Below are 23949 nucleotides of genomic sequence, written 5' to 3'. Positions count from 1 at the left end.
TCTCGGCTACCGAAACCAGGGCCGCAGACCCATCGAGACAATCAACTTATTCGTAAGCCAAGAAGCTTAAGTGGACAAACAGCGGAAGCGGCAAAGATCACCATTGAGACGACAGGGAGGCCGAAGGCGAACGCACCGGCGACGAAAAACAGGAAGCCAACGAGGACGCCAACCGACCCAGCCTGGAGCGTCGCTTGATCGTTCACAAGGTTACTGCCGACGCCGACCGCGCACGACTGCAGAAGGACGAGCAGCCCGACTACAATGCCTACAATGCCCGTTGCGATTTTCATAAGCACTCCATTTGACCACGTCAGCCGCAGCAGGTTGCAGGGCTGGCATGTTGCCTTTTGCGGGCTTGGCAAGGCCCATTACCCGCAATGCCCTGTCACGCGCCCTGAGGCCCGCTATTGGCCATGTACGCGCCTTGCTGCCCCCTTGGGGCAGGCCCGAAGCGGTTCGGGCCCTCGGTCGGCGGCAACAGATACAACACGACCAGCACGATTTGGCCGATGCCCGTCAGCCCGATCAGCAGCCACCAGCCGGATTTGTCGGTGTCGTGCAGCCGGCGAACGCTAACCGCCAGCGACGGGATCACATGGGTGATGCTGAGAAGGCCGGTGAACACCAGCGCACCCTCATCGGCAAAGCCGAGCGCAATGTCGATCGTCGCCGTGACGATGCCGAACAGGATGACGAACAGCGTGAACAGCCAAAACTCGGCCCGGCTGGCGCGGCCCTTGAAATCGAAGTAGTGCCGCATCGCTTTCAGATAAGCAGTCATGTCGAAGGTCCTTTGTCATTGGTGGCCACCGGCCGCACCGATCCGTTCCGGCACCCCGTGCGAGGCCGGCCGGTGGCATCTGGGGTTGTGGGGTTAATAGGGGACTGACAGTCCGTCGATTGTCAAGCCGCTTCCGTGGTGTTCCTCATGCCCATGGATGTGCGGACAACCATCGGCTGGAACGTCAGGCGCTTGCGCGTGGCAAAGGGCCTGTCGCAGGAGCGCCTGGCATTGGAGTCCGGTATCGACCGGTCATATGTGGGCCGGGTCGAACGGGGCTCGGAGAACGTCACTGTCGCGACGCTGGAGGCATTCGCCACCGTGCTGGAGGTCCATGTCTCCGAGCTGTTCGCACCGGTCGACCCGGAGAGCCCCCGCCCCGGGCCGCTGGCGTCGGGGCGCAAGGCGAAGGGCGGATAGCAACAGGCCGGCATTTCAGTACTCCTCGGCCCGCATGATGGTCAGCACCCGCTCGGTAACGGAAAGATCGGCCGGGTCGGGCGAGTGGTAGATCAGGTTGCGGTCGTAGCAGTCGATCTTCCAGAAGAACCGCCCGCCCTTGAAGGCGATGCTGCCGAAGTCGTGCTCGCCATGAGGATCGTTGTCGGCGGTGAAGGCATCAAAGCCCTTCACCAGGTCGAACAGGGCGAGCTTGTCGGCATCGTTCAGGGTGTCGGTGCCGTTGGTGATCACCACCCTGCCGCCGACGAAGCTCCGGCGGAAGGCATCGTTGAGGTCACGCACCTTGGCTGTCTTATCCATCAGGATGGCCGTCATCGCTCAACCCTCCTCGCCATTCTGGCCAGCGTCGTAGCGCGCAGCGCTGTAGGCGGGCGGCATCAAAGCCACATGGTCGGCGCGACGCACAAAGGAGGATTCGTCAGGGCAGCCCTCCCATTCCAAGGTGAGCATCCGCACTACATGGTCGCTGAGCCCGCTGTCATGAACCCGGCGGACGATCGCCTCCCACCAACCGTCATCGGGGCCCTCGGTTGCCAGCACCCGCGCACCGACATGGATGTCTGCCCAATCCGCCGGGAAAGTGACCGCCAGCCCGCCGGCGTCGTCATCGGCAATGGAGAGATCGTCCTCATCGGTCGCCGTCGACTCGGCGGCACCAGCGACCGGATCATCGCCTTCACCTTCGGGCGCAGCCCGCACCGGTCTCAGTTGAACCTGGTCGGGATGGGCCTCGGCATGGGCTGCTAGCGTTTCAAACACCTCCGCCTTGACGAAGGGCACGAAAGCTTTGCCGCTTTCAAAGATCCGGCCGGCCGGCAGTTTGGCCGCGATCTCTTTCATAGGATCGTCGGTAACGACAAGGGCCTGAAAACCCATCAACCCCGCTGCCTTGATCGCCGCTTCGCAATCGTGAGCAGCAAACTGCGAAGCATGCGGCTTGTCGCTCTCGTCTTTGCCGAACACGATCAAGGCCGCGTTGACCGTCTCAGTCGCCTCAACCGGATTCACAGCCTGTTTCCTGTTGAACATCGTTCGTCTCCTTTCCACGCAGAAAACGCGCATAAAAAAAGAGGCCCGCGAGGGCCCCTTGGGTTCGTTCTCATCAACAGCTTCACGATCGGCGCCGACAACGCCGATCAACTAGCAAAATGCGTTCGCAGACCTTTCTTCGCTTCATGTCTGTAAGGCCAGAAAAAGCCGTTGCCTTCGCCCAGTAACGCGACCGATTGCATCGCGACCAAGCTACCCACAACTTACGAGATTAGCCGCGTTTTGTCAATCGAGCGAAATTTATAACCCATTGATACAGAACAATATTATTCGGTTTTTAGCGCAGAATCAGCGGGTTCAGGTTCAAATAGTTGTACTAAGCTGGGTCGAAACAGAAAGGATCCGATCCAACTTGCTGCCAACAAAAATCAGTGTATTTTTCGGCGTCACAGATAGGGCAACGGCCGAACATCATGTCCGTGGTGATAGCACGATCTTGTACACTCGACCCGTAAAGCCGACGTAAAGCGGAGCCTTCGACTGCAATTTCTTGTGTGCTCCAGCCTCACCGATAAGCACCCCTTCAGCCCGAAGTGTTTTAAGGGTTGAAGTAGCATGCGTCCCCAGCGCTGTCTTAAGCCTCGATGGCTCCAAGAAGAAGTGCTCGCTTCCGTCGGTGCGTTGGATGCGATATCCGAACGTCCTGTGGATCTGAGGCAGGGGCTTAGGGCGATCCGTTGTTGCGACTGACTTAATTCGCTTCCGATTTTTGTGCAAAATCTGCCTGATTCTCTGGATAGAGGGGCTTTCGTAGCTTCCTTGAGGAGGAATTCCTTCAAACTCGAGGGCATGTTTGTAGACGGCCAAGGTGCTTGCCATCGGATCAAGGAAAGACTTCGGAACAATCCTCCATTCCTGAACAAGCACACCGGCAGCGTAGGTCAAAGCGAACATGTCGACGATGCGCTGCGATACGATCTGCTCGGCAGGAACGCGATCGCGAAATGTGCCCATGAGCTCCTTGATTCGCCTCCTAATCGCAGCGTCGGACTCCTCGCATTCTTTGAGGAGGCTGCCGATAAATTCCCCGATCGCTGTTCCGTGGTGTCGTCGCACGCGAGCCTTTAAAAACTCCGCAGCTTCACGCGATGTTTTGAACTTTGCTGGTATTCGAGTGAGGATAGGCCCGTCAAAACGCAAACTGATAAAGCGGGAACGGGCCGCTTCAATAACCTCCGAAGAGGCGCCACATCGATCTGCGAGCGCGCGGTTTCCGGTCATGATGAGGCTGTTTCGGACGGGCTTCTTCCTCGCCGTGTCGCCGTAGCGCGCACGCTCATCGCTGGAGGCATGCTCGAAAACCAGATGCAGGTTGTTTTCGACGCTTCCATCGACAAGATTGAGTTCGTCAAGAAAAAGCAAGGCGTCAGCCGAAGTTCTTTGAAGTGGCTTAAGCGCCTGTTTTGTCAAATTTGCACTTCGGCCCAGGCCGATCTCGCTTGCTTTGTTGCCACCGTAGATCGATGTCACCATCGTCGCGATCGTTGATTTTCCGATCTCGCGCGGTCCAACAAGTTCGATTGCAGGATTAAGCAGGTTGGGCGGAGATTTGGCAATAAGCGGCCCGGTAAACCCGAAGTTCAGCAGAAACTGAGCGAAAACGTTGTCCGAAACCGTGCTCTCCAAGGCCTCTTTCCATTTTCGAAAGCTGCCTCGCTCTCCCCAGCAGTTATCCTTCTCGAAAGTGGCAATGACCTCTTGATCGAAACTGTCAGGGCTTTGCACGTCGCCGTTTGGATGGACGTAGACGTTCGGCATGACCCATCCCGGCTGCGTCGCCACGAGAGCATTTTCAAATTCTGATATCGCCTCAATCTTTTTCTTCAGGGCGTTCCGGTTGCTAACCGTTAGAATCGGAGCAACACATTCCGAAATTCGACAGAAGACGGCTTTTTCGTCACTTGCCAGCTCCGCGACAGGTATCCAAAGACGTCGCGTTCCCCGGACAACTTCGCAAAAAATTTCGCCCCGCGAGGTTTGGGCTGCTTTTCCAATCGTCAGTTCGTCGGGATTGTCTTTCGCTTTTTCGTTTTCTTTGTTGGACATGACTTGTTCCTCAAAAAAAAGGGGGAATTTCCCCCCGTTCCCCCTTTTCTTGGGAACGGGGTGAGTTTTTCGCCATGCCAGCGCGATGGTAAGTGCAGTTTGTCGGTTTCGAAAAGGTCCTCATTGGCCAAATGGGCCTTACACGGCCTCAAGAGCCTCGTGGACGCCGTCAGCAACCGACTTTTCAAAATCCAATTACCGGAACCTGAACCCACACTGGCCGCACCGGCCATTCGTGCAGCGTGTTACCGTTGCCAATGCCCTTTACCGGCCTTCCCAAATGAAAATTGCGCGGGGTCGGATGTTCGCCATCGCTTCAGCCCGATCAGGATTAGAGGGTCGCAGACCCTGTATTTTGAGTGGGTGATTTGAAGCCGAATATCCACGTCACGCGGCATCGCAATATCGCGTGTGTTTCGGTATGGATTCCGATCCGAAGTTTTCGGGACGGCAAGGTACTGGGACCGAGCTAGGTGGTAAGATTTTAGCGTGTAAGCCGCCATCGACGGGAGATCAGAACTCGGCCGATGCACGATACGAACTGGTCGGTCAATTACACCGGGAACGCTGGGATATTGAGCCCGCAGGGCCGTTTCCCAAGCTTTTCCCCGGCACCCGAACAAGAGACCGCCAACGTGATATGAAAAGTGAAGCGTTCCTGGGAGCGGCATATTGAAACTGAAATCGACCGCCCCCACGAAAATGTGCCCAGCGGGCAGAACTTTCGAAATTCGTCGATATTGACTCCGAACAAAGGCTCGAAGGTCAAACTTCATCAGATCCTCGGGCGGGACCATGCCCGCCTTAGGAATAAGGGTCACTGATAGAAACCCAGCATGCCTGCTGAACTCAGATTCAATCGCATCGGCAAAGTTCTTTTGTGCTCGCGCCCGACATACCGGACAAGCCAACAAACCACAGAATTCGTCGGTTTCAGATGAACAAGCTGAAAGCCGCTTCAACGCTCTCCATGCGCGGAGGCTACTTTCCTTTTTTAGCCGCGCGATCAAGAGCCGCCGGCTCGTTTTCAATCGTTCTTCAGTGGGGAAAACAGTAAGATTAGCCATGGTTCAGCCCCCCGTTCGCACCGAGGGTGCCGTACTCGCTGGTAGACCGAGACTTGCGGTTCCGGCAAAACCGAACCACATCGGCGCGGCGATAGATGCAGCGAGCTCCAATCTTGTAGAAGGCCGGCCCCTTGCCGAGATTGCGCCAGTTCGCGAGGGTTTTCGGCGACAAACGCATCAAACTTGCCGCCTGTTTCGCGGTTAAGATTTGCCGCTTTCGTCTTTTGGGACGCAGGCTCAAATCGAGGCCATATTGCCGCTCGATTGCGTCAACAAACGCCGCAAGAGCTGCTCCGGCGCGTTTGGAACGAATTCTTCTTCTCGCGCCTAGTTGTTTGGATTTTGGATTTCTTGAGACCATCTGGTCGCTCCCGTGCACTGTGGGGGACCGATGGTGAGGTGTCGGATGAGCCTCATAAACCAACGCCCCCGAAGATTAAGCTTCGACGAGGTGTCGTTTTGTGAGACCCAAATTCGCTACGTCTCGGCGTTTCCGACGTTGCCACGTAGCTATGTGGGTGGACCCGAAGGTCGCTGGAGATCGCCAGCCTGTCGGGGCATAGCGCTATCGTTACAAAACCGAGCGTTCCACCAACAAATGCGGCGTCAGCTCACGTCTGCGTTCGCTACAGACTATGTAATTCGGCTTATTCTTGCCAGCTCCTCTCGCTCGTTGCAATCGACACTAAATATGCTCTCAGCAAGTTCGGCGCAAGCCCCCCGAAAAACGAGGGCTTGCGGACGGATGAAACGGCCGCCCAAAGACCTTCATGTGATTTCGATCGAGGAGACTGCTTCGTTCTCGGTCACGAACAGACCTAGAAAAACCTGTGTCCGTTGCTACCTATTTGCTACCTAGGTTTTGGCGCCTCGCGCGAGGCGGCGGCATAAGTCATTGAAAATATTGGTATATATGGTGCCCAGGGGCGGAATCGAACCACCGACACGCGGATTTTCAATCCGCTGCTCTACCAACTGAGCTACCTGGGCGTGATCGCCTCGAAAATGCGGCGTTGCGACGAAAATCCGCCGCGTCCCCGCGAAACGACCACGGCGTTATAGAGAGTTCGATCCGCCCTGTCCAGCACCCTCCAACGGGCCGTCGGCACGGCGCCGTCTTGTGCCGTTTGGCGGGCCGGGAGGTACCGGCCGAGCGCTCAATCCACCGGATCGTCGCCGCCGAAGCCGTGATCTTCTTCCACCACGGGGATCGCATAGGCGCCGGTCAGCCAGCGATTGAGGTCGACGTCGGCGCAGCGCTTGGAGCAGAACGGATAGAACTTGCGCTGTGACGGCTTCTTGCAGATCGGGCAGGGTCGGGTCGGCCGCAGCGGCTCGACATTGTCGGCCTTTTTCGGGGTGTTGTCGGAATCGCTCATCGCTCCCGCTTATCCCATTCCCGGCCGGCAAGACAAGACGCCAGGCGCGTGCGCCGCGGCAGAAGATCAGGAATATTTCAGCGTGATGCCGCCGTCGACGACGAGTTCCAGGCCGGTGACGTATTTCGCTTCGTCCGAGGCGAGGTAGAGCGCGGCATAGGCGACGTCCCAGGCATCGCCCATCTCGCCCATCGGGCACTGGGCGTTGCGCGCCTCCCACATCTTGTCGACGTCGCCGCCGGCATATTCCTGCGCGAGGCCGGCGGATTTCTCCACCATCGGCGTCTTCAACAGCCCCGGCAGCACGGCGTTGACCCGGATCCGGTCCGGCGCGTACTGCACGGCGGTGGTTTTCGTCAGGTGGTTGAGGGCTGCCTTGGTGGCCGAATAGGTGGCGTAGGGAACGCCGGTATAGCGGATCGAGGCGATCGAGGAGATGTTGACGATGGACCCGCCGCCCTGGCCTCTCATGATCGGGATGACGTGCTTCATGGCCAGGTACGCGCCCTTCAGGTTCACCGCGAATACCCGGTCCCAGTCCTCTTCGGAGACATCGACGACGCCGCCGACCTCGGCAAGGCCGACATTGTAGTCGAGCACGTCGATGCGCCCGTGCGCGTTCATGCAGGCCGCGACCATCGCCTCGATGTCGTCGCTCTTTGAGACGTCGGCCCGGAACGGCGTTGCCGCACCGCCTTCCTCGCGGATGATCCGCACCGTCTCCTCGGCCGCCTCGCCGTTGACGTCGGTGCAGAACACCCGGGCGCCCTCGCGGGCGAACAGCACCGAGGTCGCCTTGCCGTTGCCCCAGCCGGGGCCGATCGACCCGGCGCCGACCACCAGCGCCACTTTGTTGTACAGCCGTCCGATGGTCATCTAGCTCGCATCCCTGTTGGTGGCCCGGGCGCGCTCCGCGTCCTGCCGGCGCAGTTCGGTCTTCAGGATCTTGCCGTAATTGTTCTTCGGAAGGGCCTCGACGAAGACATAGTCCTTCGGCCGCTTGAAGCGGGCGATGCCGGAAAGGCAGAGCGCGTCGAGTTCGCCAGCATTTGCCTTGCCGGCGACATAGGCGACGACGACCTCGCCCCAGTCGTCGTCCGGCCGACCGATGACGGAGACCTCCCGGACGCCCGGATGGGCGAGCAGCACCTCTTCGACCTCGCGCGGATAGATGTTGGAGCCGCCGGAAATGATCATGTCCTTGGAGCGGTCCATCAGCGTGAGGTACCCGTCGGCGTCGAAGGCGCCAACGTCGCCGGTGTGCAGCCAGCCGCCGCGCAGCGCCGCGGCGGTCGCCTCGGGATTCTGCCAATAGCCGGGCATGACGGCATCGCCGCGCACCAGGATTTCGCCGGCCTCGCCGGTTGGCAGCGGAGTGTCGTGGAAATCCGCGATCATCACTTCCACGGCCGAATTGGCGATGCCGGCCGACGCGAGGCGCTCGCGCCAGCGCGGGTGGTCGCGGTCGGCGATGTCGGTCTTCGGCAGCACCGAGATGGTCATCGGCGATTCGCCCTGGCCGTAGATTTGCGCAAAGCGCGGGCCGAACCGGTCGATCGCGCGGATCGCATCGGCCACATGCATCGGCGCGCCGCCCCAGATGATGGTGCGGATAGTAGCGGGATCGATCTCGCGTGGCGCCTCCAGGAGCCGCTTGATCATGGTCGGCGCGGCGAACATGGAAGTTCCCGGCCGGTCTGAGATGAGGCGCAGAACCTCGTCCGGGTCGAAGCCCCCGGAGGCCGGCACGGCATTGGCAGCAGTGCGGCAGACATGGGCCATCGCATAAAGCCCGGAGCCGTGGCTCATCGGCGCTGCGTGCAGCAGCGTATCGCCCGGCATGGTCGGGTCGACGTCGGAAAGATAGGCGAAGGACATGGCCGCAAGGTTGCGGTGGGTCAGCATCGCGCCCTTCGGCCGGCCGGTGGTGCCGGAGGTGTAGAACAGCCAGGCAAGGTCGCCCGGCGCCCGCGCCTGCAAGGGGAGGGGCGTTGCCGCAAAGAGCTTTGCGTAGTCGGCGCTGCCGACCTCGATCAGCTCGCGGAGAGTTGCCGGCCGGTGGGCGTCGACGTCGCCGGCGATGTCGCTACTCGCTAAGGCGAGGCGGGCGCCGGAATTCTCCAGGATCCAGCCGATCTCCGCGCCGTGCAGCTTGGCGTTGACCGGCACGGCGGCAAGCCCGGCCCACCAGATGCCGTAAAGCATCTCCAGATAGTCGGCGGAGTTTTTCGAGACGATGGCGACCCGGTCGCCTGCCTCACACCCGAGCGGGCCGGTGAGCGCCGCGGCCAGGCGGCTGGAGCGTTCGGCAAAGCCGCCATAGTCGCGCAACGCGCGGTTGTCGGCGAGGATCGCCGGTCGGTCCCGGCTGCTTTTTGCGGCGCGCCCCAGCCAGGCGGCAAGGTTCATGGACGCCTCCCGAATGTGTTCTTGTGCGTCAGCGTAGAACAACAAGCGGAAGCGTGGGAACCGGGATTTTGGTGATATCTAATATGCGCAAAAGGCGATGCGCAGACCGCGCCGGCGTTACACGTCGGAGGTGAGGGGATCGATCCAGCCGGCGCGCACGCGATAGCCCTCGCCGGACAGCAGCGACACGGTCTCGAAAAGTGGCAGGCCGACGACGTTGGTGTAGGAGCCGGTCAGCTTGACGACGAAGGAGCCAGCGAGCCCCTGGATGGCATAGCCGCCCGCCTTGCCGCGCCATTCGCCGGAGGCGAGATAGTCGGCAACCTCCTCGCGGCCGAGGCGCTTGAAGCGGACCCGCGTCTCCACCAGCTTCTGGCGGATGTCGTGCTTGGGATTGACGACGCACACACTCGTATAGACCCGGTGCGAGCGCCCCGAGAGGAGCTCCAGGCAGGTCTCCGCCTCGTCGAGCATCTCCGCCTTGGGCAGCACCCGGCGGCCGACGGCAACGACCGTGTCGGCGGTGACGGCAAAGGCATCCGCGACCGCCTCGTCGCGGTCCATCCACAGCCGGATCATCTCCGCCTTGGTCCGTGCCAGGCGGTTGACCAGGTTGCGCGGAACTTCGCCGCGTTGCTGCGTCTCGTCGATATCGGCCGGATGCAGGCGGTCGGGCTCGATGCCGGCCTGCTGCAACAGGGCCAGACGGCGCGGCGAACCGGAACCGAGGATGAGCATTTGCTTGTCGGACATCGCGGATTCCGGCACGTCTGGTTGCGCTACGGACGGACTGTTGGCGGGCGCTGTCGGGAGGCGTCCTACTTGAGGCGGCCCACTATTTGAAGCGGCCCATTATTTGAAGCGGTAAGTGATCCGGCCCTTGGTCAGATCGTAAGGGGTCATTTCGACCAGCACCTTGTCACCGGCCAGAACGCGGATGCGGTTCTTGCGCATGCGTCCCGCCGTGTGGGCGATGATCTCGTGCTCGTTTTCCAGCTTGACGCGGAACGTCGCGTTCGGGAGCAGTTCGGTGACCACTCCGGGGAATTCCAGAACTTCTTCCTTCGCCATTCGTTTCTCGGTTGTCGCATGAAAATTCGCCCGGAACCTAACGGATCGGGAACGCAAAGGAAACTCCTAAAGCCGATTTCGCACCGAAGCTCGCAACTGCTGGCCGAAGCAGGACGTCGCGGGCAGGGTTTTCCCGCGTGGTCTATGTTTCGCGCTGCGTATGCCAGGCGCCCCAGAAGAGGCTGGAGAAGAACCTTTCCGGAACAGAAAAGCCGGCCGCAGCCAGAAGTGCGGCGACGGCCTCCTCGGATTCCGGCGGCACGGCGCCCGCCATGATGCGTGCCAGCTTCGCCTGAACGTCCTCGTCCGACGCGCCATGGAGCCGCCAGCGGTTCGCCCAGGCCGCCAGAAGAAGCGGCTCGCTGTCATAGGCCCGGTAGTTGCCGGCAAGGACGAGCGATCCGCCCGGCCGGAGGCGGCGGGCGATGTCCTCCAGCAGCCGGGCCTTGTCGCTTTCTTCGGGGATATGGTGCAACACGCCGATCATCAGCGCGGCGTCGAATGCCGGCTCGGGCGGCAGGGCCGAGACGGCGTCGCGGACGAAGCTGACGCGCTCGCCGATCCCGGCCTCCTCGACGGCGGCCTGCGCGAGCGTCAGCATCGGCTCCGACGGATCGACCGCGACAAAAGTCCAGCTCGGCTCGAGCCGGGCGGTGGTGGTGATCTCCCCGGCGGTGCCGCCCGCGCCGACCACGAGCACCCGCCGCTCCTTAGCCCCGGCAAGGGCCGCCGACAGGACGCAGGCCGAGAGCTCGTGGCAGGCGTCATATCCGGCAAGCCCGATCCGTGCCTGTTCGGCATATTCCCGTGCCCGGGTCGGATCGAACTTGGCATGGGAAAGGGACGTCATGGGTCGGGCCTTATGGGTTTCGGGGTGCTGCGGGTGAGTCTCCGGGCAGGATAGGCCTCGATGGGGCAAAAGTAAGAGAAGAAAGATCGCTCAAGATCTTGCAGAACCCGAAAGCACGGCTGGCTGTCCGCCTCGCCGTGTCGACAAACGCCGAAACCCTCAATCGCCCAAGCGGACGTGCGGTTTCCCATGCGGCCGACGAGCGCGGCCCGGATGCCCGTCCCCCCCGCCTGTCTTGACGCTCAGGCGGCCTCGGCGTCGGGCCGGCCGAAGTTGACCTCGCGGATGACCTGCCAGCGGCCGTCCTGAAACACCAGGTCGATGCTCAGGTCGAACATCATCTTCGGCCCGCCGATCGGGATCTTTCGGGAGATGAGGACATGCCCGCGATCGCCGGAAACGGTCACCGCATGGACCTTCGCCCATAGATGATCCTCAGGGGTCTCGTCCTTGAAGGTCTGTTCCAGCATGGCGAGGCAGCCCGCCTTGTCGAGCGTCATCAGGTCGCCGTCGATGGTCAGGGAGAGGATCTGCAGATCGTCGTGATAGATGCGGTCCAGCTTTTCCAGATCGGCGCTCACGCCGGCCGTCATCAGCTCGTCGATTCGGGCGCGCAGGGCGGCTTCCGTTCGCTCGGTCATCTGGTGTCCTTTGCGTTCAGGCATGGGTGCCGTTGATCGGGGCGTCGCCCGTGCGGCCCTTCAGGAAGCCGATGCCCTTGACGATGCGCGCAAGCTCGGGGCGGGCGAACGGCACGTTCGAAATGTCGACGATCTGCAGCGTGCCGGCATCGTTGATGACGAAGAGGCCCGGTTCGGCGAAGGGCCCCTCGACGTCCGTTCCGTTGCCCGGGCCGGAAATGTAGAGCCCCAGCTCCTGCATCTGCGCGACGGTCAGGCCGTAGGCGACGTCGAACTCCGGCGCGACGTCCGCCATATGGGCGCTCGCGCGCGCTTGACTGTCGGCCGAGACGGCAAGCACATCCACGCCGAGGGCGGTCAGGTCGGCGAGCGCCCCGTTCAGCTCTTTCAGATAGGCCGTGCAGAGCGGGCAGTGCTTGCCGCGATAGACGATCGTGAGCATCCAGTCGAACCCGTCGCGGGCGGTGGCGAGGCTGCGCCTGCCGCCACCCAGCACGGGAAGATCGATCGCCGGAAAGGCCGATCCGGCGGCGCGTTTTATGCTGGTCATTCTGGGGTTCCTAATATATATCGTTCGATACATAATTCACGGGGCGCGTGAAACGTCAAGGAATATATATTGAGCGATACAAAAAAAATCGGGCGGCCGCGCAATTTCGACTATGACGAGGCGCTGGTGCGGGCGATGTCCGTGTTCTGGACCAAGGGCTATGACGGCGCGTCCGTGCGCGACCTGACCGGCGCGATGGGCATTGCCGGGCCGAGCCTTTACGCGGCCTTCGGCGACAAGCGCGAACTCTACTTGAAGACCATCGACCACTATCGCGACGCCGACGCCTGCGCGCCGCTCGTCGCCCTGGAGGCCGAAGACGACATCGAGAAGGCGGTTCGCGACTTCCTGTGCGAGGTCATCCGCTCGGCGACGGAGCATGAGAGCGGGGCAAAGGGGTGCTTCCTGGCCTCCTGCGTGGTGACGACGGTCGGCCAGGTCGATGGCGTCGCCGAACGGGTCGAGGCCGCCATCGACGACACGGAAAAGCGGCTGGCGGCGCGGTTCGACCGCGAGATCGGGAAGGGAACCCTGCCGCCCGACTTCCCCTCGCGCGAGCGCGCCGCGCTCCTGTTCGACCTCCGCCAGGGCTACATGTTCCGCGGCCGCGCCGGCTGGGACAAGGAGCGCATGCAGAAGGACATCGCGGCGCGGGTGCGCATGGTGCTCTCGCATTGAGCTCTTGAAGCCGAAAAGCCCGCTCGGGGCGTGGACGTAACGCTTCTCAGTTTCCGGGATAGGATTCCTGTCGACGCGGTCCTTGAACGGCGGGTCGGGTCAGGCGGCGGCCAATTTGGGCATGGACTGCTTCATTTTGCGCAGCAGCAGCCCGTCGCCAGTCTTGAGCGCCGTGCGGGAGCCCTGAAGGTAGCCGTTCACCACCCGCGAGATGCGTGCGTTGATGACCTCTTCAAGCGGGACCTGGCCGGTCCGATGAAGCCACGCGGAGACATCCACCCAATCCCACAACGGAGAGGCGGAGGTGATGCGCGCGACCGGTTTGGGGAAATCCCGACCCCGCTCGCCGCTGACATATTGTGATATCGCGGCGCGCGTCAGATTGGCCCGTTTCGCGATTTCGGCCTTGCTGACCAGAAAATCGGGCTCGAACCGTTCCACTGTCGCGCCTGCCGCCAGGACGTCCCGGTAGGCGGAAAAGACGGCATGCATATAGCTTTCGGCCACACGATCGAAGCCGATCGCGACCACGCCGTTCATGAGGGCAAGCGTTGCGTCGTCGCATCCGGCCTCGAAGAACCGGTCCTCGAAGTCGTCGGCCATCGGGTCGACGCCGGACACCAGGAACGTGAAGCTATTCGGGGTCATCCGTTTCATCGCAGGTACACTTGTCCACCAGGCGCATGATCGCTTTCGCGTGGTTCTGAGGGTTCTTGGGCGTACACCAGACCGAGGCCATGCAGCCGGACGAATCGGCTCTTGCGCAAAACAACCGTCCCCAGCAATGGCCGCTGCGCTTTTCCACGCGCCATCCCGCCTCCTCGGCATATTGCACGGCGGACTCGATATGCTTGTCCGGATGTCGAGGCCGCTTGGCCATGCCTGCGTGTCACTGTCTATGCTTTGTGTTAACAAATGTCAACAAAGGCGTTTTGCGAGATAAATGCAACTTATTCGTCAATTGCCGAGCTGCCAATAGTCGAACCATTGACGCTTGTTCAAATTCAAGGCGTGTGGGCGCAGGGGTTTTGAGCTGTGCGCAAGGCGGAGAAAAGCGGGCGCCTCTTCCCTCAATCCCCCGGCACAGGGTTCCAGTCGAAGCGGTCCTTGATGCGCTCCATGAGGCCGTCGCGGACCGCGCGGTAGGCATCGAGGATCTGTTCGCGCGAGCCGGTGGCGAGGCCCGGGTCCATGGTCGGCCAGTATTCCACGTCGATGGCCTCGGTGCGCGTCAGTTCCAGCGCCTTGTGGTGGGCTTCCGGGGCCAGCGTGATGACGAGGTCGAAATGGGTGTCTTCCAGGTCGTCAAAGGTCTGCGGCCGGTGTTTTGAGATGTCGAGGCCGAGCTCTTCCATGACGGCGACGGCGAACGGGTCGGTCTCGCCGCGCCGCGCGCCGACGGACTGGACGTAGATCTGACGCGGAAAGAGCTGCTTCAGGATCGCCTCGGCCATCGGCGAGCGGATCGCGTTGAGGCCGCAGGCGAAAAGCACCGCCCCGGGCCGCAAGGCACCCGGCGACGCGGCCACCCGTCAGCCCTTCCAGTGCAGGGCGCAGACCAGCGTGAACAGGCGGCGCGCGGTATCCAGGTCGATATCGATCTTGCCGTTGAGCCGCGTCTGCAACACCTCCGAGCCCTCGTTGTGAACGCCGCGCCGGCCCATGTCGATGGCCTCGATCTGGCTCGGCGAGGCGGTCTTGATCGCGTGGAAATAGCTCTCGCAGATCAGGAAATAGTCCTTGATGATCTTGCGGAACGGGGTCAGCGACAGGACGTGGGTGACGATCCTGTCGCCGTCTTCATGGGTCACGTCCAGGAACAGCTTCTTGTCGACGACGCCGATGAGGAGGCGATAGGGGCCGCCGGCCTCATAGGTCACGACCCGGAACCGGTTGTCTTCCAGGAGGTCGTAGACCGCGATCGCCCGCTCATGCTCGATATCGGGCGTGGAGCGCGCGATCGAGTTCTCGTCGAGCGCGATCTCGATCAAACGGTCGGCGGGTCCGAATCCAGCGTCGGGTCTGTCCTCAGCCATGTCCTACCTTTGCCGGGCCTGCCGTCGCGGTGTCAATTGAGACGGATCGTGACCGACCGGCCATGCGCGTGCAGTCCCTCCGCCTCCGCGAGCGCCACGGCTGCGCCGGAAAGCGTCTTCAGGCTCGCCGGATCGCATTTCAGGATGCTGGTGCGCTTGACGAAGTCGAGCACCGACAGGCCGGAGGAGAAGCGGGCGGAGCGGGCGGTCGGCAGCACGTGGTTGGAGCCGCCGACATAGTCGCCGATGGTCTCCGGCGTGTGCCGGCCGAGGAACACGGCCCCGGCATTGGTGATCTTGGCAAAGAGGCCTTCCGGATCGGCGACGGCGAGTTCCAGGTGCTCCGGCGCCACCCGGTCGACCAGCGCCGGCGCGTCCTCGAGGCTGTCGACGACGATGATCGCGCCGAAATCCCGCCAGCTTGCGCTGGCGATCTCCTCGCGCGGAAGGGTCTTGAGCTGGTCGGCGACGGCCGCTTCCACGGCATCGGCGAAATCGGAACTGTCGGTGATCAGGATCGACTGGGCCGAGCGGTCGTGCTCGGCCTGGGCCAGCAGGTCGGCGGCGATCCAGGCCGGATCGTTGCCGTCGTCGGCGACGACGAGGATTTCCGACGGTCCGGCGATCATGTCGATGCCGACGGTGCCGAAGACCTGGCGCTTGGCGGCGGCAACGAAGGCATTGCCCGGCCCGACGATCTTGGCGACCGGCTTGATTGTCTCGGTGCCGTAGGCAAGGGCGGCAACGGCCTGCGCCCCGCCGATGCGGTAGATTTCGGAAACGCCGGCGAGCCTTGCGGCCGTCAGCACCAGCGGATTGACGACGCCGTCCGGCGTCGGCACCACCATGGCGATGCGCTTGACCCCGGCGACCAGCGCCGGCACGGCGTTCATCAGCACCGAACTCGGATAGGCCGCCGTGCCGCCCGGCACATAAAGTCCGGCCGATTCCACCGCCGTCCAGCGCGAGCCGAGCTCAACGCCCGTGGAGTCCTTGTAGCGGTCGTCGCCCGGCACCTGGCGGCCGTGATGGGCGGCGATGCGGTCGCGGGCGAGCGTCAGGGCCGCGCGCGTGTCGGCATCGATGCTGGCGACGGCGGCATCCACCTCTTCGGCTGAAATGGCAAGGCCGGTCTCGGTCAGGTCGAGCCGGTCGAATTTCTTCGTGTAGTCGTAAAGCGCGGCATCGCCCCGGGCCCGCACATCGGCGATGATCTCGCGCACCACCGCGTCGACGTCCTCCGACGTCTCGCGCTTGGTGGCAAGCAACGCCTGAAAGTCTGCCTCAAAACTGTCCTTGCGGCTGTCGAGCCTGATCGCCACGCCTTTACTCTCCCGGTTTCGGCCCCAAAAGGGCCGGTCGGCTACGCTTAACTGTCCGTGCTGCCGTCAGTCTCGTCCGTCTCGTGCTGCGGCTTCGATTTCGTCTCCCAGGCAGCGCCGAGGTCCGAAAGCTGCGCTTCCAGGCACTCCACCTCCAGCCGGATGGTGCCGCCGCCGGCAAAGGCCAGCTCCACCGTTCCCTCCGGCTCCTCGGCGGCGGAGAACCTGACGGCCAGCAGCGCCAGCACCTCGTCCTTGTCGGCCGGCTTCAGATTGTGCGACTGCGCCCGCCGTACCCGGTCGAAATGCAGCACCGCGCGCCGCCGCTCGAACCCGTTCTTGCCGGTCCGGGCCGCCTTTTCCCAGGCGAACCGGTTCATGGCGACGAGGAAGCGCTGCTGCTTCGGCATCCACTTGATGTCGCCGGTCTTCAGGACCGCGTCCTGGACATGCGCCGACACGATATCGAGGTCTTCGCTGTCGAGGGCTATCAGCTTCAGTGCTTTCATGGTGCGCCGTTGGTTTGTCGAAAAAAGCGGATCGCGCGCCGCTAAGGCCATGTCCCAGACCTAGCCTCTGCGGATCGTCTTCGCAACAGATAGGGCGTCACCCGGCCGATGCCGAGGTGCCATCAGGCCGCAACGCGGATGATTTCCGCGCCGCAGGCATTGAGCTTGTCCTCAAGGCGCTCAAAGCCGCGGTCGAGGTGGTAGATGCGGTTGACGACGGTCTCGCCTTCGGCGGCCAGGCCCGCGATAACCAGCGAGACGGAGGCGCGCAGGTCCGTCGCCATCACCGGCGCGCCGCGCAGGGTGGCGACGCCGTCGACCGTTGCCACCTGGCCGTCGAGATGGATGTCGGCGCCGAGCCGGGCCAGCTCCTGCACATGCATGAAGCGGTTCTCGAAGATCGTCTCGGTGATGTGCGAGGTGCCCTTGGCGCGCGTCATCAGCGCCATGAACTGGGCCTGCAGGTCGGTCGGAAACTCCGGGAAGGGCGCGGTCATGACGTCGACCGGCAGGATGTCGCCGGCCTTACGGGAAACGCGAATGCCCTCGTTGGTCTCGGTGATCTCCGTGCCGGTCTGGCGCAGGATGTCGAGGGCGGATTCCAAAAGGTCCGCGCGGGTCCCTTCCAGGAGCACGTCGCCGCCGGTCATGGCGACCGCCATGGCGTAGGTGCCGGTCTCGATGCGGTCCGGCAGCACCCGGTGGGTGGCGCCGTGCAGGGCGTCGACGCCGTCGATATAGAGCGTGTCCGTGCCGATGCCCTCGATCCTGGCGCCCATGGCGATAAGGCATTCGGCGAGGTTGCCGACCTCCGGCTCGCGGGCCGCATTCTCGATCACCGTCTCGCCGCGGGCGAGCGTTGCCGCCATCATCAGCGTATGGGTGGCGCCGACGGAAACCTTCGGCAGGACAATGCGGTCGCCGATCAGGCCGCGCGGCGCCTTGGCGTTGACATAGCCGCGGTCGATCTCGATCTCCGCGCCGAGGCTGGAAAGGCCCTGGATGTAGAAGTCGACCGGCCGCGTGCCGATGGCGCAGCCGCCCGGCAGCGACACCCGCGCCTCGTGCATGCGCGCAAGCAGCGGCCCGATGACCCAGAAGCTCGCCCGCATCTTGGAGACGAGGTCGTAGGGCGCCGTGGTGTCGACGATGTCGTGGGCGTTGAGGTTGAGCGTCTGGCCGGCAGCGCCGTTCTGGCCGGCGCGCTTGCCGGCGATGGTGTAGTCGACGCCGTGATTGACGAGGATTTCGGCGAGCTGGCGCACATCGCGAAGGCGCGGCACGTTCTCCAGCGTCAGCGTGTCCCCGGTCAGGAGGGCGGCCGTCATCAGCGGCAGGGCGGCGTTCTTGGCGCCGGAGATCGGGATGGTGCCGTTAAGGGCGTTGCCGCCGATGATCTTGAGGCTTTCCATGAATGCTGTCCGTTTCTTGGAGAAAAGGGGCCGCCGAAGGGTCGGGCGCCGGGGCCTTTACCGACACTATGATGCCGGATGTGGCGTCAATAAGCCGGAGAATAAAGGGGCTAGCCGCCGTCGCCCGGCTTTTTCGCCGCCGCGGGGGCGTCGTCGTCGGCCGGTTGGCGCGCATCGTCCGCCGGCGGCCCGGTCTTGCGGCGCCTGAGATTCTGGCGAAGCGCCTCCGCCAGGCGCTTGTCGCGCTCGGCCCGCGCGTCGGATTTCTTCGGCGTGTCCCCGGTCATGGCCGAGGGTTTTAGGCGAAGAGACGGCATCCGCCAAGCCCGCAGGTTCATGCGGCCTGGGGTCCGGTTCGCGGGCGTCGCAAGGGGCGCCGCGCCAGGCGCCGGTTCCCCTTGCATCGAACGGGAGGCTATGGCAGAAGAGCGCGGCGTTTGCGGCGCCCCGGCGCCATGCCGCACGGGCGGCGCCGAAAACGCTGTTGCATCGGGACGAAATCTGTGGTTCCACCGCGGCTAAGCGCCGGCGGACGAGCCCTCAAGAGTCGCCCCGCGCCAACAAGCCCCAGATGGCTTGACGCCCTTCCGGGCTGATGCCGCCGTAGCTCAGGGGTAGAGCACTCCCTTGGTAAGGGAGAGGTCGAGTGTTCAAATCACTCCGGCGGCACCATTTTTAGATCTCACGGCAGTTCGCATTCGCTCACGCCTCCGATGGGGCGGCCTGACCGGCGAGCGCCCGTTCGGGCTGGCGAACCCTGCGGGTTCGAGGTTGGTCCACTTGGGCGCACCATTTGTCAGGGAGCGTCCGAGCTACTCCGCACATACCTGATGACCAATCCGGCGCCGATTGAATGCCGCCACCATCCTGTCGCCGGACCGCGGGTGCAAGATGTGTAACTGCCTGAATGCTTTGAATAAATCATGCGATGCGGAGAATAGGAACGCTATTCTACGCACACAATGCGTCGAATAGTCTTGCTTCCTGCGGTGAATGGATGCGATATTCTCCGCAGGAGATGCGTTGAATGAACCGTTATATTCACCAGGGAAAGGACAGGCCGGCTTTTCGTTGGAATGCTGAAAAGCTCTCCGACCTGCTCGCCGACATCCGCCACCGCCAGGGGCGCCTGATCGGGCGGATGGAAGCGCTCGGCTTTTTGCTTCGGTCTGAAGCTGTGCTGCAAACCCTGACCGAGGACGTCATGAAATCCAGCGAGATCGAGGGCGAGCGCCTCGACAGGGCCCAGGTGCGCTCCTCCATCGCCCGGCGGCTTGGCCTCGATATCGGCGGCCTGATCCCGGCAGACCGGCATGTCGAGGGGATCGTCGAGCTGATGCTCGATGCCACCCAGAACTACGACAAGCCTCTGACCGCCGATCGGCTGTTCGATTGGCATGCGGCGCTCTTTCCCACGGGGCGCAGCGGCATGACCCGAATTACCGTCGGCGCCTGGCGCGACGACAGCTCCGGCCCGATGCAGGTCGTCTCCGGACCTTTCGGCAAGGAAAAGGTCCACTTCGAAGCGCCGGAGGCCGGACGCCTCGACGCCGAAATGCGGGCGTTTCTCGACTGGTTCAATGCCAAGCCCGGGATCGATCCGGTCCTGAAGGCCGGGATCGCCCATCTCTGGTTCGTCACGCTCCATCCCTTTGACGACGGCAACGGACGCATCGCCCGCGCGATCGCCGACATGGCGCTGGCGCGTTCCGAAGGGACATCGCAGCGTTTCTACAGCATGTCGGCGCAGATCAGGCTCGAGAGAAACGCCTATTATGACACCCTGGAGCGCACCCAGAAGGGTGATCTCGACATCACCGACTGGCTGGAATGGTTTCTGGCCTGCCTTGGCCGCGCCTTCGAAGGGGCAGAGGCGGTTTTATCCTCCGTTCTCGACAAGGCCCGGTTTTGGGAGGCTCACGCCGAGGACCCCTTTAACGACCGCCAGCGCGACATGCTCAATCGTCTGATGGACGGCTTTGAGGGCAAGCTCACCTCATCGAAATGGGCGAAAATCCAGAAATGCTCCCAGGACACCGCGCTGCGCGATATCGATGACCTGATCAAACGAAATATCCTGGTCAAGGACTCAGCCGGCGGCCGGAGCACGAGTTATTCGCTCGTTCCATAAGACGTCATCTTATGCTCCGCGAGAGGCTCTCGGTGGAGGCGCGAGGCGTCCCCTACGAGCCCCTCAACTCGCCACCAGCCCCCGTGCCCGAAACACATCCCGCGCCGCCTCCGTCGCCGCATCATCGGGCGTTGGCGTGTCGGCGAGGGCATACGGCTTGTTGAGCTCGGCCCATTTCGAGGCGCCCATCTGGTGGAAGGGGAGGACTTCGACGCGCTCGATATTCGGCCCGAGGCCGGCGACGAAGTCGGCCATGCGGGCAACGTCGTCGGCCCCGTCGGTGAGGCCGGGGACGAGGACGTAGCGGATCCAGGCGGGCTGTTGCATCGCCTTGAGCCGGTGGGCGAAATCGAGGGTCGGCTGCAGCGGCTGGGCGGTCAGCTTCTCGTAGCGGAGCGGGTCGATATGCTTGATGTCGAGCATGACGAGGTCGACCGGATTGAACCAGTCGTCGTCGAGGCTCTCGTGCAGGAAGCCTTGCGTGTCGAGGGCGATATGGAGGCCGAGTTCTTCCTTGATCCGCGTCGTCACCTGGCCGACGAAGGCGGCCTGCATCAGCGGTTCGCCGCCGGAAAAGGTAACGCCGCCGGCGAGCTTCAGGAACCCGGCATAGCGCGCCAGCTCCTCCAGCATGTCGTCGGCATCGACGCGCCGGCCGTTGTGCAGCTTCCAGGTATCCGGGTTGTGGCAGTAGAGGCAGCGGAACAGGCAGCCCGCCATGAAGAACACGAAGCGCACGCCCGGCCCGTCGATGGCGCCGCCGGTCTCGACCGAATGCAGAAAGCCGTGGTCGGCGTCGTGGTGAACGCCAGCAACGGGATGCGGATGGTGAACGCGCGCGTCCAAAACGGGATCCTGGGTTGGTTGCTCGCGAAACCCTGCCCGGGCCTTCCCCGGGGATGCCGTTTCGCGACAGGACAATTCAATCCTCCGCCCGCCCGGGGGAGGCCGGGCCGAGGAGGGTCTCAAGGGGCCGCCGGTCGCCAAGCACTGGGCCACGACCGGCGGTGTTGTCGGCTGACTACATCGTCGCGTGGAAGGTGCGGTTGATGACGTCCATCTGCTGCTCGCGGGTCAGCTTGATGAAGTTCACCGCATAGCCGGAGACGCGGATGGTGAGCTGCGGATATTCCTCCGGATGCTCCATCGCATGCAGCAGCGTCTCCTTCTTCAGAAGGTTGACGTTGACGTGGAAGCCCTTGGCCGCGGCAAAGCCGTCGAGGCAATTGCAAAGGTTTGCAATGCGGTCTTCCTCGGTGTGGCCGAGGCTCGACGGGGTCGCCGAAGCCGTCCAGGAGATGCCGTCGAGGGCCGAGCCGTAGGGCAGCTTGGCGATCGAGGCGCCGGCGGCCACAAAACCCTTCTTGTCGCGGCCGTTCATCGGGTTGGCGCCCGGCGCGAACGGCTCTCCGGCGCGGCGTCCGTCCGGCGTGTTGCCGGTCTTCTTGCCGTAGACGACGTTCGACGTGATCGTCAGGATCGACTGGGTCGGCAGGGCGTCGCGGTAGAACACCGGCTGCGCCTTGACCTTGTCCATGAAGGTCTCGGTGAGCCAGACGGCGATGTCGTCGACGCGGTCGTCATTGTTGCCGAAGGCCGGATAATCGCCCTCGATCCTGTAGTCGACGGCGAGACCGTCCTCGTTGCGGATGACATGCACCTTGGCGTGCTTGATGGCCGAGAACGCGTCGGCGACGATGGACAGGCCCGCAATGCCGCAGGCCATGGTCCGCAGCACGTCGCGGTCATGCAGCGCCATCTCGATGCGCTCATAGGCGTATTTGTCGTGCATGTAGTGGATGGCGTTGAGCGCCTTGACGTAGGTCTTGGCGAGCCAGTCGGTCGCCTTGTCGAATTTCGCGACGACCTCGTCATAGTCGAGCACATCGGCCGTGATCGGCTCCAGGCCGTCCGCAACCTTCTTGCCGGAGGTCTCGTCGACGCCGCCATTGATGGCGTAGAGGAGGGCCTTGGCGAGGTTGGCGCGGGCGCCGAAGAACTGCATCTGCTTGCCGATGCGCATGGCCGAGACGCAGCAGGCGATGCCGTAGTCATCGCCCCATTTCTCGCGCATCAGGTCGTCGTTCTCGTACTGGATGGCGCTGGTGTCGGCCGAGACCCTGGCGCAGAACGCCTTGAAGCCCTTCGGCAGCCGGGTGCTCCAAAGGACCGTGAGGTTCGGCTCCGGCGCCGGGCCGAGATTGTAGAGCGTGTTGAGGAAGCGGAACCCGGTCTTGGCGACCAGCGTGCGGCCGTCCTCGCCCATGCCGCCGATGACCTCGGTGACCCAGGTCGGATCGCCGGAGAAAAGCTGGTCGTAGTCGGGGGTCCTGAGGAAGCGGATGATGCGCAGCTTGATGACCAGGTCGTCGATCATCTCCTGGGCGGCTTCCTCGGTCAGGAATCCGGCGGCCATGTCGCGCTCGACATAGATGTCGAGGAAGGTGGAGATGCGGCCGAGCGACATCGCCGCGCCGTTCTGCTCCTTGACGGCGGCGAGATAGCCGAAATAGGTCCACTGGATCGCCTCGCGGGCGTTCTGGGCCGGGTGCGAGATGTCGAAGCCGTATTTGGCGGCCATTTCGCGTAATTCGTCGAGCGCGCGGTACTGCTCGGAGATCTCTTCGCGAAGGCGCATCGTCGCCTCGTCGAAATCGGCGTCGTCGAGGGCGTGGAACTCGGCCTTCTTTTCCTCACGCAGGAAATCGGTGCCGTAAAGCGCGACGCGGCGATAGTCGCCGATGATGCGGCCGCGGCCATAGGCGTCCGGCAGCCCGGTGATGACGCCGGACTTGCGGGCGGCGAGGATATCCGGGCTGTAGACGTCGAAGACGCCCTGGTTGTGGCTCTTGCGGTAGCGGGTCCAGACTTCCTTGACTTCCGGCGCCAGCTTGAAGCCGTAGGCCTCAAGGCCGTTTTCCACCATGCGCAGGCCGCCATTCGGCATGATCGAGCGCTTCAGCGGCGCATCGGTCTGCAGGCCGACGATCAGCTCTTCCTCGCGGTCGATATAGCCGGCGTCGTGCGCGGTGATGGAGGAGGCGCGGTCGGCGGAAACGTCGAGGACGCCCTTTTCGCGCTCTGCCTTCAGGAGCTCGCCGAGCTTCTCCCAAAGCGCTTTGGTGCGCTCGGTCGCGGGGGCCAGGAAGCTGTCGTCCCCTTCATAGGGGGTGTAGTTCTCCTGGATGAAGCCGCGTACGTCGATCTCGGTGCGCCACGCCCCGTCGCTGAACCCGGTCCAGGGGTCGGCGTGGAGGCTGGAGGCATTGGCATATACGTTCATGGCGTGGTCCTCGTTCTGGAAGAGGCGAATACGGCGGTTTCCCCACTGGCGCCCGGGAAGGCGGCGCGGCGGCAAGGGCCTTTTGAAGCGAAGGGGAGAGCGTCGAGGAACCGTACGGTTCCAGGGCTGGACAATGTCCAAACGACATCGATGAGCAGGCCCATAGCTCTTCTCATCCTCGTCACGACCAATCGGAAACGGCGACCGGGAGGGGTCGTCGTAAATTCGCTCTTTGGAACAATTAAAGCCGGATCCTTGGGAGACAACCC

The 23949-nt window shown here is 63.1% G+C and carries 26 protein-coding genes and 2 tRNA genes; 4 read left to right on the top strand and 24 right to left on the bottom strand.

Annotated elements, in window-relative coordinates:
• Positions 1-41 precede the first annotated feature (41 nt).
• Positions 42-293: a hypothetical protein gene (locus CH339_RS14250; protein ID WP_111435024.1), complete on the bottom strand. Its 252-nt coding sequence runs from the start codon at positions 291-293 to the stop codon at positions 42-44.
• Between the two features lie 95 nt (positions 294-388).
• Complete coding sequence (locus CH339_RS14245) at positions 389-784, bottom strand: DUF805 domain-containing protein (RefSeq protein ID WP_111435023.1); 396 nt, start codon at positions 782-784, stop codon at positions 389-391.
• Between the two features lie 153 nt (positions 785-937).
• Here CH339_RS14245 and CH339_RS14240 point away from each other — a divergent pair, with 153 nt between their 5' ends.
• On the top strand, positions 938-1204 hold the full coding sequence (locus CH339_RS14240; RefSeq protein WP_111435031.1) for a helix-turn-helix domain-containing protein: 267 nt from the start codon (positions 938-940) through the stop codon (positions 1202-1204).
• A 15-nt stretch (positions 1205-1219) separates the two neighbouring features.
• On the opposite strand, the gene CH339_RS14235 is transcribed toward CH339_RS14240, so the two are convergent.
• From CH339_RS14235 to CH339_RS14175, 13 genes are all read right to left on the bottom strand, one after another.
• On the bottom strand, positions 1220-1561 hold the full coding sequence (locus tag CH339_RS14235; RefSeq protein WP_184443432.1) for a DUF3768 domain-containing protein: 342 nt from the start codon (positions 1559-1561) through the stop codon (positions 1220-1222).
• Between the two features lie 3 nt (positions 1562-1564).
• A complete protein-coding gene (locus tag CH339_RS14230; RefSeq protein WP_111435022.1) occupies positions 1565-2275 on the bottom strand; it encodes a hypothetical protein in 711 nt (236 codons plus the stop codon).
• 432 nt (positions 2276-2707) lie between these two features.
• A complete protein-coding gene (locus CH339_RS14225) occupies positions 2708-4342 on the bottom strand; it encodes a DUF927 domain-containing protein (RefSeq protein ID WP_111435021.1) in 1635 nt (544 codons plus the stop codon).
• A gap of 1059 nt (positions 4343-5401) precedes the next feature.
• Positions 5402-5770 (bottom strand): helix-turn-helix transcriptional regulator, encoded by a 369-nt coding sequence (locus CH339_RS14220; protein ID WP_111435020.1) that lies wholly within the window; start codon positions 5768-5770, stop codon positions 5402-5404.
• Positions 5771-6323: 553 nt separating this feature from the next.
• A tRNA-Phe gene (locus CH339_RS14215) sits at positions 6324-6399 on the bottom strand.
• 167 nt (positions 6400-6566) lie between these two features.
• The gene (gene yacG, locus CH339_RS14210; RefSeq protein WP_111435019.1) at positions 6567-6788 is read right to left on the bottom strand and encodes a DNA gyrase inhibitor YacG; all 222 of its coding nucleotides are present in this window, start codon (positions 6786-6788) and stop codon (positions 6567-6569) included.
• A gap of 66 nt (positions 6789-6854) precedes the next feature.
• A complete protein-coding gene (locus CH339_RS14205; RefSeq protein WP_111435029.1) occupies positions 6855-7658 on the bottom strand; it encodes an SDR family NAD(P)-dependent oxidoreductase in 804 nt (267 codons plus the stop codon).
• A 6-nt stretch (positions 7659-7664) separates the two neighbouring features.
• A complete protein-coding gene (locus CH339_RS14200) occupies positions 7665-9197 on the bottom strand; it encodes an AMP-binding protein (protein WP_111435018.1) in 1533 nt (510 codons plus the stop codon).
• A gap of 117 nt (positions 9198-9314) precedes the next feature.
• Positions 9315-9950 carry a Maf-like protein gene (locus tag CH339_RS14195; RefSeq protein ID WP_111435017.1) on the bottom strand — a complete coding sequence of 212 codons (636 nt, stop codon included), beginning with the start codon at positions 9948-9950 and terminating at the stop codon, positions 9315-9317.
• A gap of 99 nt (positions 9951-10049) precedes the next feature.
• Entirely contained in the window at positions 10050-10268 is a 219-nt protein-coding gene (gene infA, locus CH339_RS14190; RefSeq protein ID WP_004435948.1) for a translation initiation factor IF-1, read from the bottom strand.
• Between the two features lie 142 nt (positions 10269-10410).
• Complete coding sequence (locus CH339_RS14185) at positions 10411-11118, bottom strand: class I SAM-dependent methyltransferase (protein WP_111435016.1); 708 nt, start codon at positions 11116-11118, stop codon at positions 10411-10413.
• A gap of 242 nt (positions 11119-11360) precedes the next feature.
• Positions 11361-11759 carry a nuclear transport factor 2 family protein gene (locus CH339_RS14180; protein ID WP_170138530.1) on the bottom strand — a complete coding sequence of 133 codons (399 nt, stop codon included), beginning with the start codon at positions 11757-11759 and terminating at the stop codon, positions 11361-11363.
• 16 nt (positions 11760-11775) lie between these two features.
• Positions 11776-12309: a redoxin domain-containing protein gene (locus tag CH339_RS14175; RefSeq protein WP_111435014.1), complete on the bottom strand. Its 534-nt coding sequence runs from the start codon at positions 12307-12309 to the stop codon at positions 11776-11778.
• 69 nt (positions 12310-12378) lie between these two features.
• Between CH339_RS14175 and CH339_RS14170 the strand changes: the two genes are divergently transcribed.
• Positions 12379-12987, top strand: a complete 609-nt coding sequence (locus CH339_RS14170) for a TetR/AcrR family transcriptional regulator (RefSeq protein WP_201240869.1) — start codon at positions 12379-12381, stop codon at positions 12985-12987.
• A gap of 99 nt (positions 12988-13086) precedes the next feature.
• On the opposite strand, the gene CH339_RS14165 is transcribed toward CH339_RS14170, so the two are convergent.
• The 7 genes from CH339_RS14165 to CH339_RS14130 all read right to left on the bottom strand — a co-directional run bounded on the left by CH339_RS14165 (position 13087) and on the right by CH339_RS14130 (position 18553).
• Positions 13087-13644, bottom strand: coding sequence for a hypothetical protein (locus CH339_RS14165; protein WP_146610180.1), 558 nt, complete (start codon positions 13642-13644; stop codon positions 13087-13089).
• A gap of 413 nt (positions 13645-14057) precedes the next feature.
• The gene (locus CH339_RS14155; protein WP_111435011.1) at positions 14058-14516 is read right to left on the bottom strand and encodes an arsenate-mycothiol transferase ArsC; all 459 of its coding nucleotides are present in this window, start codon (positions 14514-14516) and stop codon (positions 14058-14060) included.
• 3 nt (positions 14517-14519) lie between these two features.
• The gene (locus CH339_RS14150; RefSeq protein ID WP_111435010.1) at positions 14520-15023 is read right to left on the bottom strand and encodes a UPF0262 family protein; all 504 of its coding nucleotides are present in this window, start codon (positions 15021-15023) and stop codon (positions 14520-14522) included.
• Positions 15024-15055: 32 nt separating this feature from the next.
• A complete protein-coding gene (gene hisD / locus CH339_RS14145) occupies positions 15056-16345 on the bottom strand; it encodes a histidinol dehydrogenase (RefSeq protein WP_111435009.1) in 1290 nt (429 codons plus the stop codon).
• A 47-nt stretch (positions 16346-16392) separates the two neighbouring features.
• A complete protein-coding gene (locus CH339_RS14140) occupies positions 16393-16854 on the bottom strand; it encodes a DUF2948 family protein (protein ID WP_111435027.1) in 462 nt (153 codons plus the stop codon).
• Between the two features lie 122 nt (positions 16855-16976).
• Positions 16977-18266 carry a UDP-N-acetylglucosamine 1-carboxyvinyltransferase gene (gene murA / locus CH339_RS14135; RefSeq protein ID WP_111435008.1) on the bottom strand — a complete coding sequence of 430 codons (1290 nt, stop codon included), beginning with the start codon at positions 18264-18266 and terminating at the stop codon, positions 16977-16979.
• 110 nt (positions 18267-18376) lie between these two features.
• Positions 18377-18553, bottom strand: coding sequence for a hypothetical protein (locus tag CH339_RS14130; protein WP_170138527.1), 177 nt, complete (start codon positions 18551-18553; stop codon positions 18377-18379).
• Positions 18554-18863: 310 nt separating this feature from the next.
• On the opposite strand from CH339_RS14130, the gene CH339_RS14125 reads away from it, so the two are divergent.
• A tRNA-Thr gene (locus tag CH339_RS14125) sits at positions 18864-18938 on the top strand.
• Positions 18939-19293: 355 nt separating this feature from the next.
• Positions 19294-20397, top strand: coding sequence for a Fic family protein (locus CH339_RS14120; RefSeq protein ID WP_111435006.1), 1104 nt, complete (start codon positions 19294-19296; stop codon positions 20395-20397).
• 63 nt (positions 20398-20460) lie between these two features.
• Here the strand turns inward: CH339_RS14120 and pflA are convergent, their stop codons facing one another.
• Both pflA and pflB read right to left on the bottom strand, forming a co-directional pair.
• The gene (pflA, locus tag CH339_RS14115; protein WP_111435005.1) at positions 20461-21243 is read right to left on the bottom strand and encodes a pyruvate formate-lyase-activating protein; all 783 of its coding nucleotides are present in this window, start codon (positions 21241-21243) and stop codon (positions 20461-20463) included.
• 175 nt (positions 21244-21418) lie between these two features.
• The gene (pflB, locus tag CH339_RS14110) at positions 21419-23680 is read right to left on the bottom strand and encodes a formate C-acetyltransferase (RefSeq protein WP_111435004.1); all 2262 of its coding nucleotides are present in this window, start codon (positions 23678-23680) and stop codon (positions 21419-21421) included.
• Between the last annotated feature and the right edge of the window lie 269 nt (positions 23681-23949).

Origin of the sequence: Rhodobium orientis (genome assembly GCF_003258835.1) — a bacterium.
Taxonomy (GTDB): Bacteria; Pseudomonadota; Alphaproteobacteria; order Rhizobiales; family Rhodobiaceae; genus Rhodobium; species Rhodobium orientis.
This window is presented reverse-complemented; position numbering and strand designations above follow the sequence as displayed.

What these genes read in the sequence shown, in the direction of transcription:
- CH339_RS14195 (WP_111435017.1), bottom strand. Translation starts at nt 9,950, where the DNA reads ATGTCCGACAAGCAAATGCTCATCCTCGGTTCCGGTTCGCCGCGCCGT.
- CH339_RS14180 (WP_170138530.1), bottom strand. Translation starts at nt 11,759, where the DNA reads ATGACCGAGCGAACGGAAGCCGCCCTGCGCGCCCGAATCGACGAGCTG.
- CH339_RS14240 (WP_111435031.1), top strand. Translation starts at nt 938, where the DNA reads ATGGATGTGCGGACAACCATCGGCTGGAACGTCAGGCGCTTGCGCGTG.
- CH339_RS14185 (WP_111435016.1), bottom strand. Translation starts at nt 11,118, where the DNA reads ATGACGTCCCTTTCCCATGCCAAGTTCGATCCGACCCGGGCACGGGAA.
- CH339_RS14175 (WP_111435014.1), bottom strand. Translation starts at nt 12,309, where the DNA reads ATGACCAGCATAAAACGCGCCGCCGGATCGGCCTTTCCGGCGATCGAT.
- CH339_RS14230 (WP_111435022.1), bottom strand. Translation starts at nt 2,275, where the DNA reads ATGTTCAACAGGAAACAGGCTGTGAATCCGGTTGAGGCGACTGAGACG.
- CH339_RS14200 (WP_111435018.1), bottom strand. Translation starts at nt 9,197, where the DNA reads ATGAACCTTGCCGCCTGGCTGGGGCGCGCCGCAAAAAGCAGCCGGGAC.
- pflB (WP_111435004.1), bottom strand. Translation starts at nt 23,680, where the DNA reads ATGAACGTATATGCCAATGCCTCCAGCCTCCACGCCGACCCCTGGACC.
- CH339_RS14120 (WP_111435006.1), top strand. Translation starts at nt 19,294, where the DNA reads ATGAACCGTTATATTCACCAGGGAAAGGACAGGCCGGCTTTTCGTTGG.
- CH339_RS14250 (WP_111435024.1), bottom strand. Translation starts at nt 293, where the DNA reads ATGAAAATCGCAACGGGCATTGTAGGCATTGTAGTCGGGCTGCTCGTC.
- murA (WP_111435008.1), bottom strand. Translation starts at nt 18,266, where the DNA reads ATGGAAAGCCTCAAGATCATCGGCGGCAACGCCCTTAACGGCACCATC.
- CH339_RS14140 (WP_111435027.1), bottom strand. Translation starts at nt 16,854, where the DNA reads ATGAAAGCACTGAAGCTGATAGCCCTCGACAGCGAAGACCTCGATATC.
- CH339_RS14150 (WP_111435010.1), bottom strand. Translation starts at nt 15,023, where the DNA reads ATGGCTGAGGACAGACCCGACGCTGGATTCGGACCCGCCGACCGTTTG.
- CH339_RS14220 (WP_111435020.1), bottom strand. Translation starts at nt 5,770, where the DNA reads ATGGTCTCAAGAAATCCAAAATCCAAACAACTAGGCGCGAGAAGAAGA.
- CH339_RS14225 (WP_111435021.1), bottom strand. Translation starts at nt 4,342, where the DNA reads ATGTCCAACAAAGAAAACGAAAAAGCGAAAGACAATCCCGACGAACTG.
- infA (WP_004435948.1), bottom strand. Translation starts at nt 10,268, where the DNA reads ATGGCGAAGGAAGAAGTTCTGGAATTCCCCGGAGTGGTCACCGAACTG.
- CH339_RS14130 (WP_170138527.1), bottom strand. Translation starts at nt 18,553, where the DNA reads ATGACCGGGGACACGCCGAAGAAATCCGACGCGCGGGCCGAGCGCGAC.
- CH339_RS14235 (WP_184443432.1), bottom strand. Translation starts at nt 1,561, where the DNA reads ATGACGGCCATCCTGATGGATAAGACAGCCAAGGTGCGTGACCTCAAC.
- CH339_RS14165 (WP_146610180.1), bottom strand. Translation starts at nt 13,644, where the DNA reads ATGAAACGGATGACCCCGAATAGCTTCACGTTCCTGGTGTCCGGCGTC.
- CH339_RS14245 (WP_111435023.1), bottom strand. Translation starts at nt 784, where the DNA reads ATGACTGCTTATCTGAAAGCGATGCGGCACTACTTCGATTTCAAGGGC.
- yacG (WP_111435019.1), bottom strand. Translation starts at nt 6,788, where the DNA reads ATGAGCGATTCCGACAACACCCCGAAAAAGGCCGACAATGTCGAGCCG.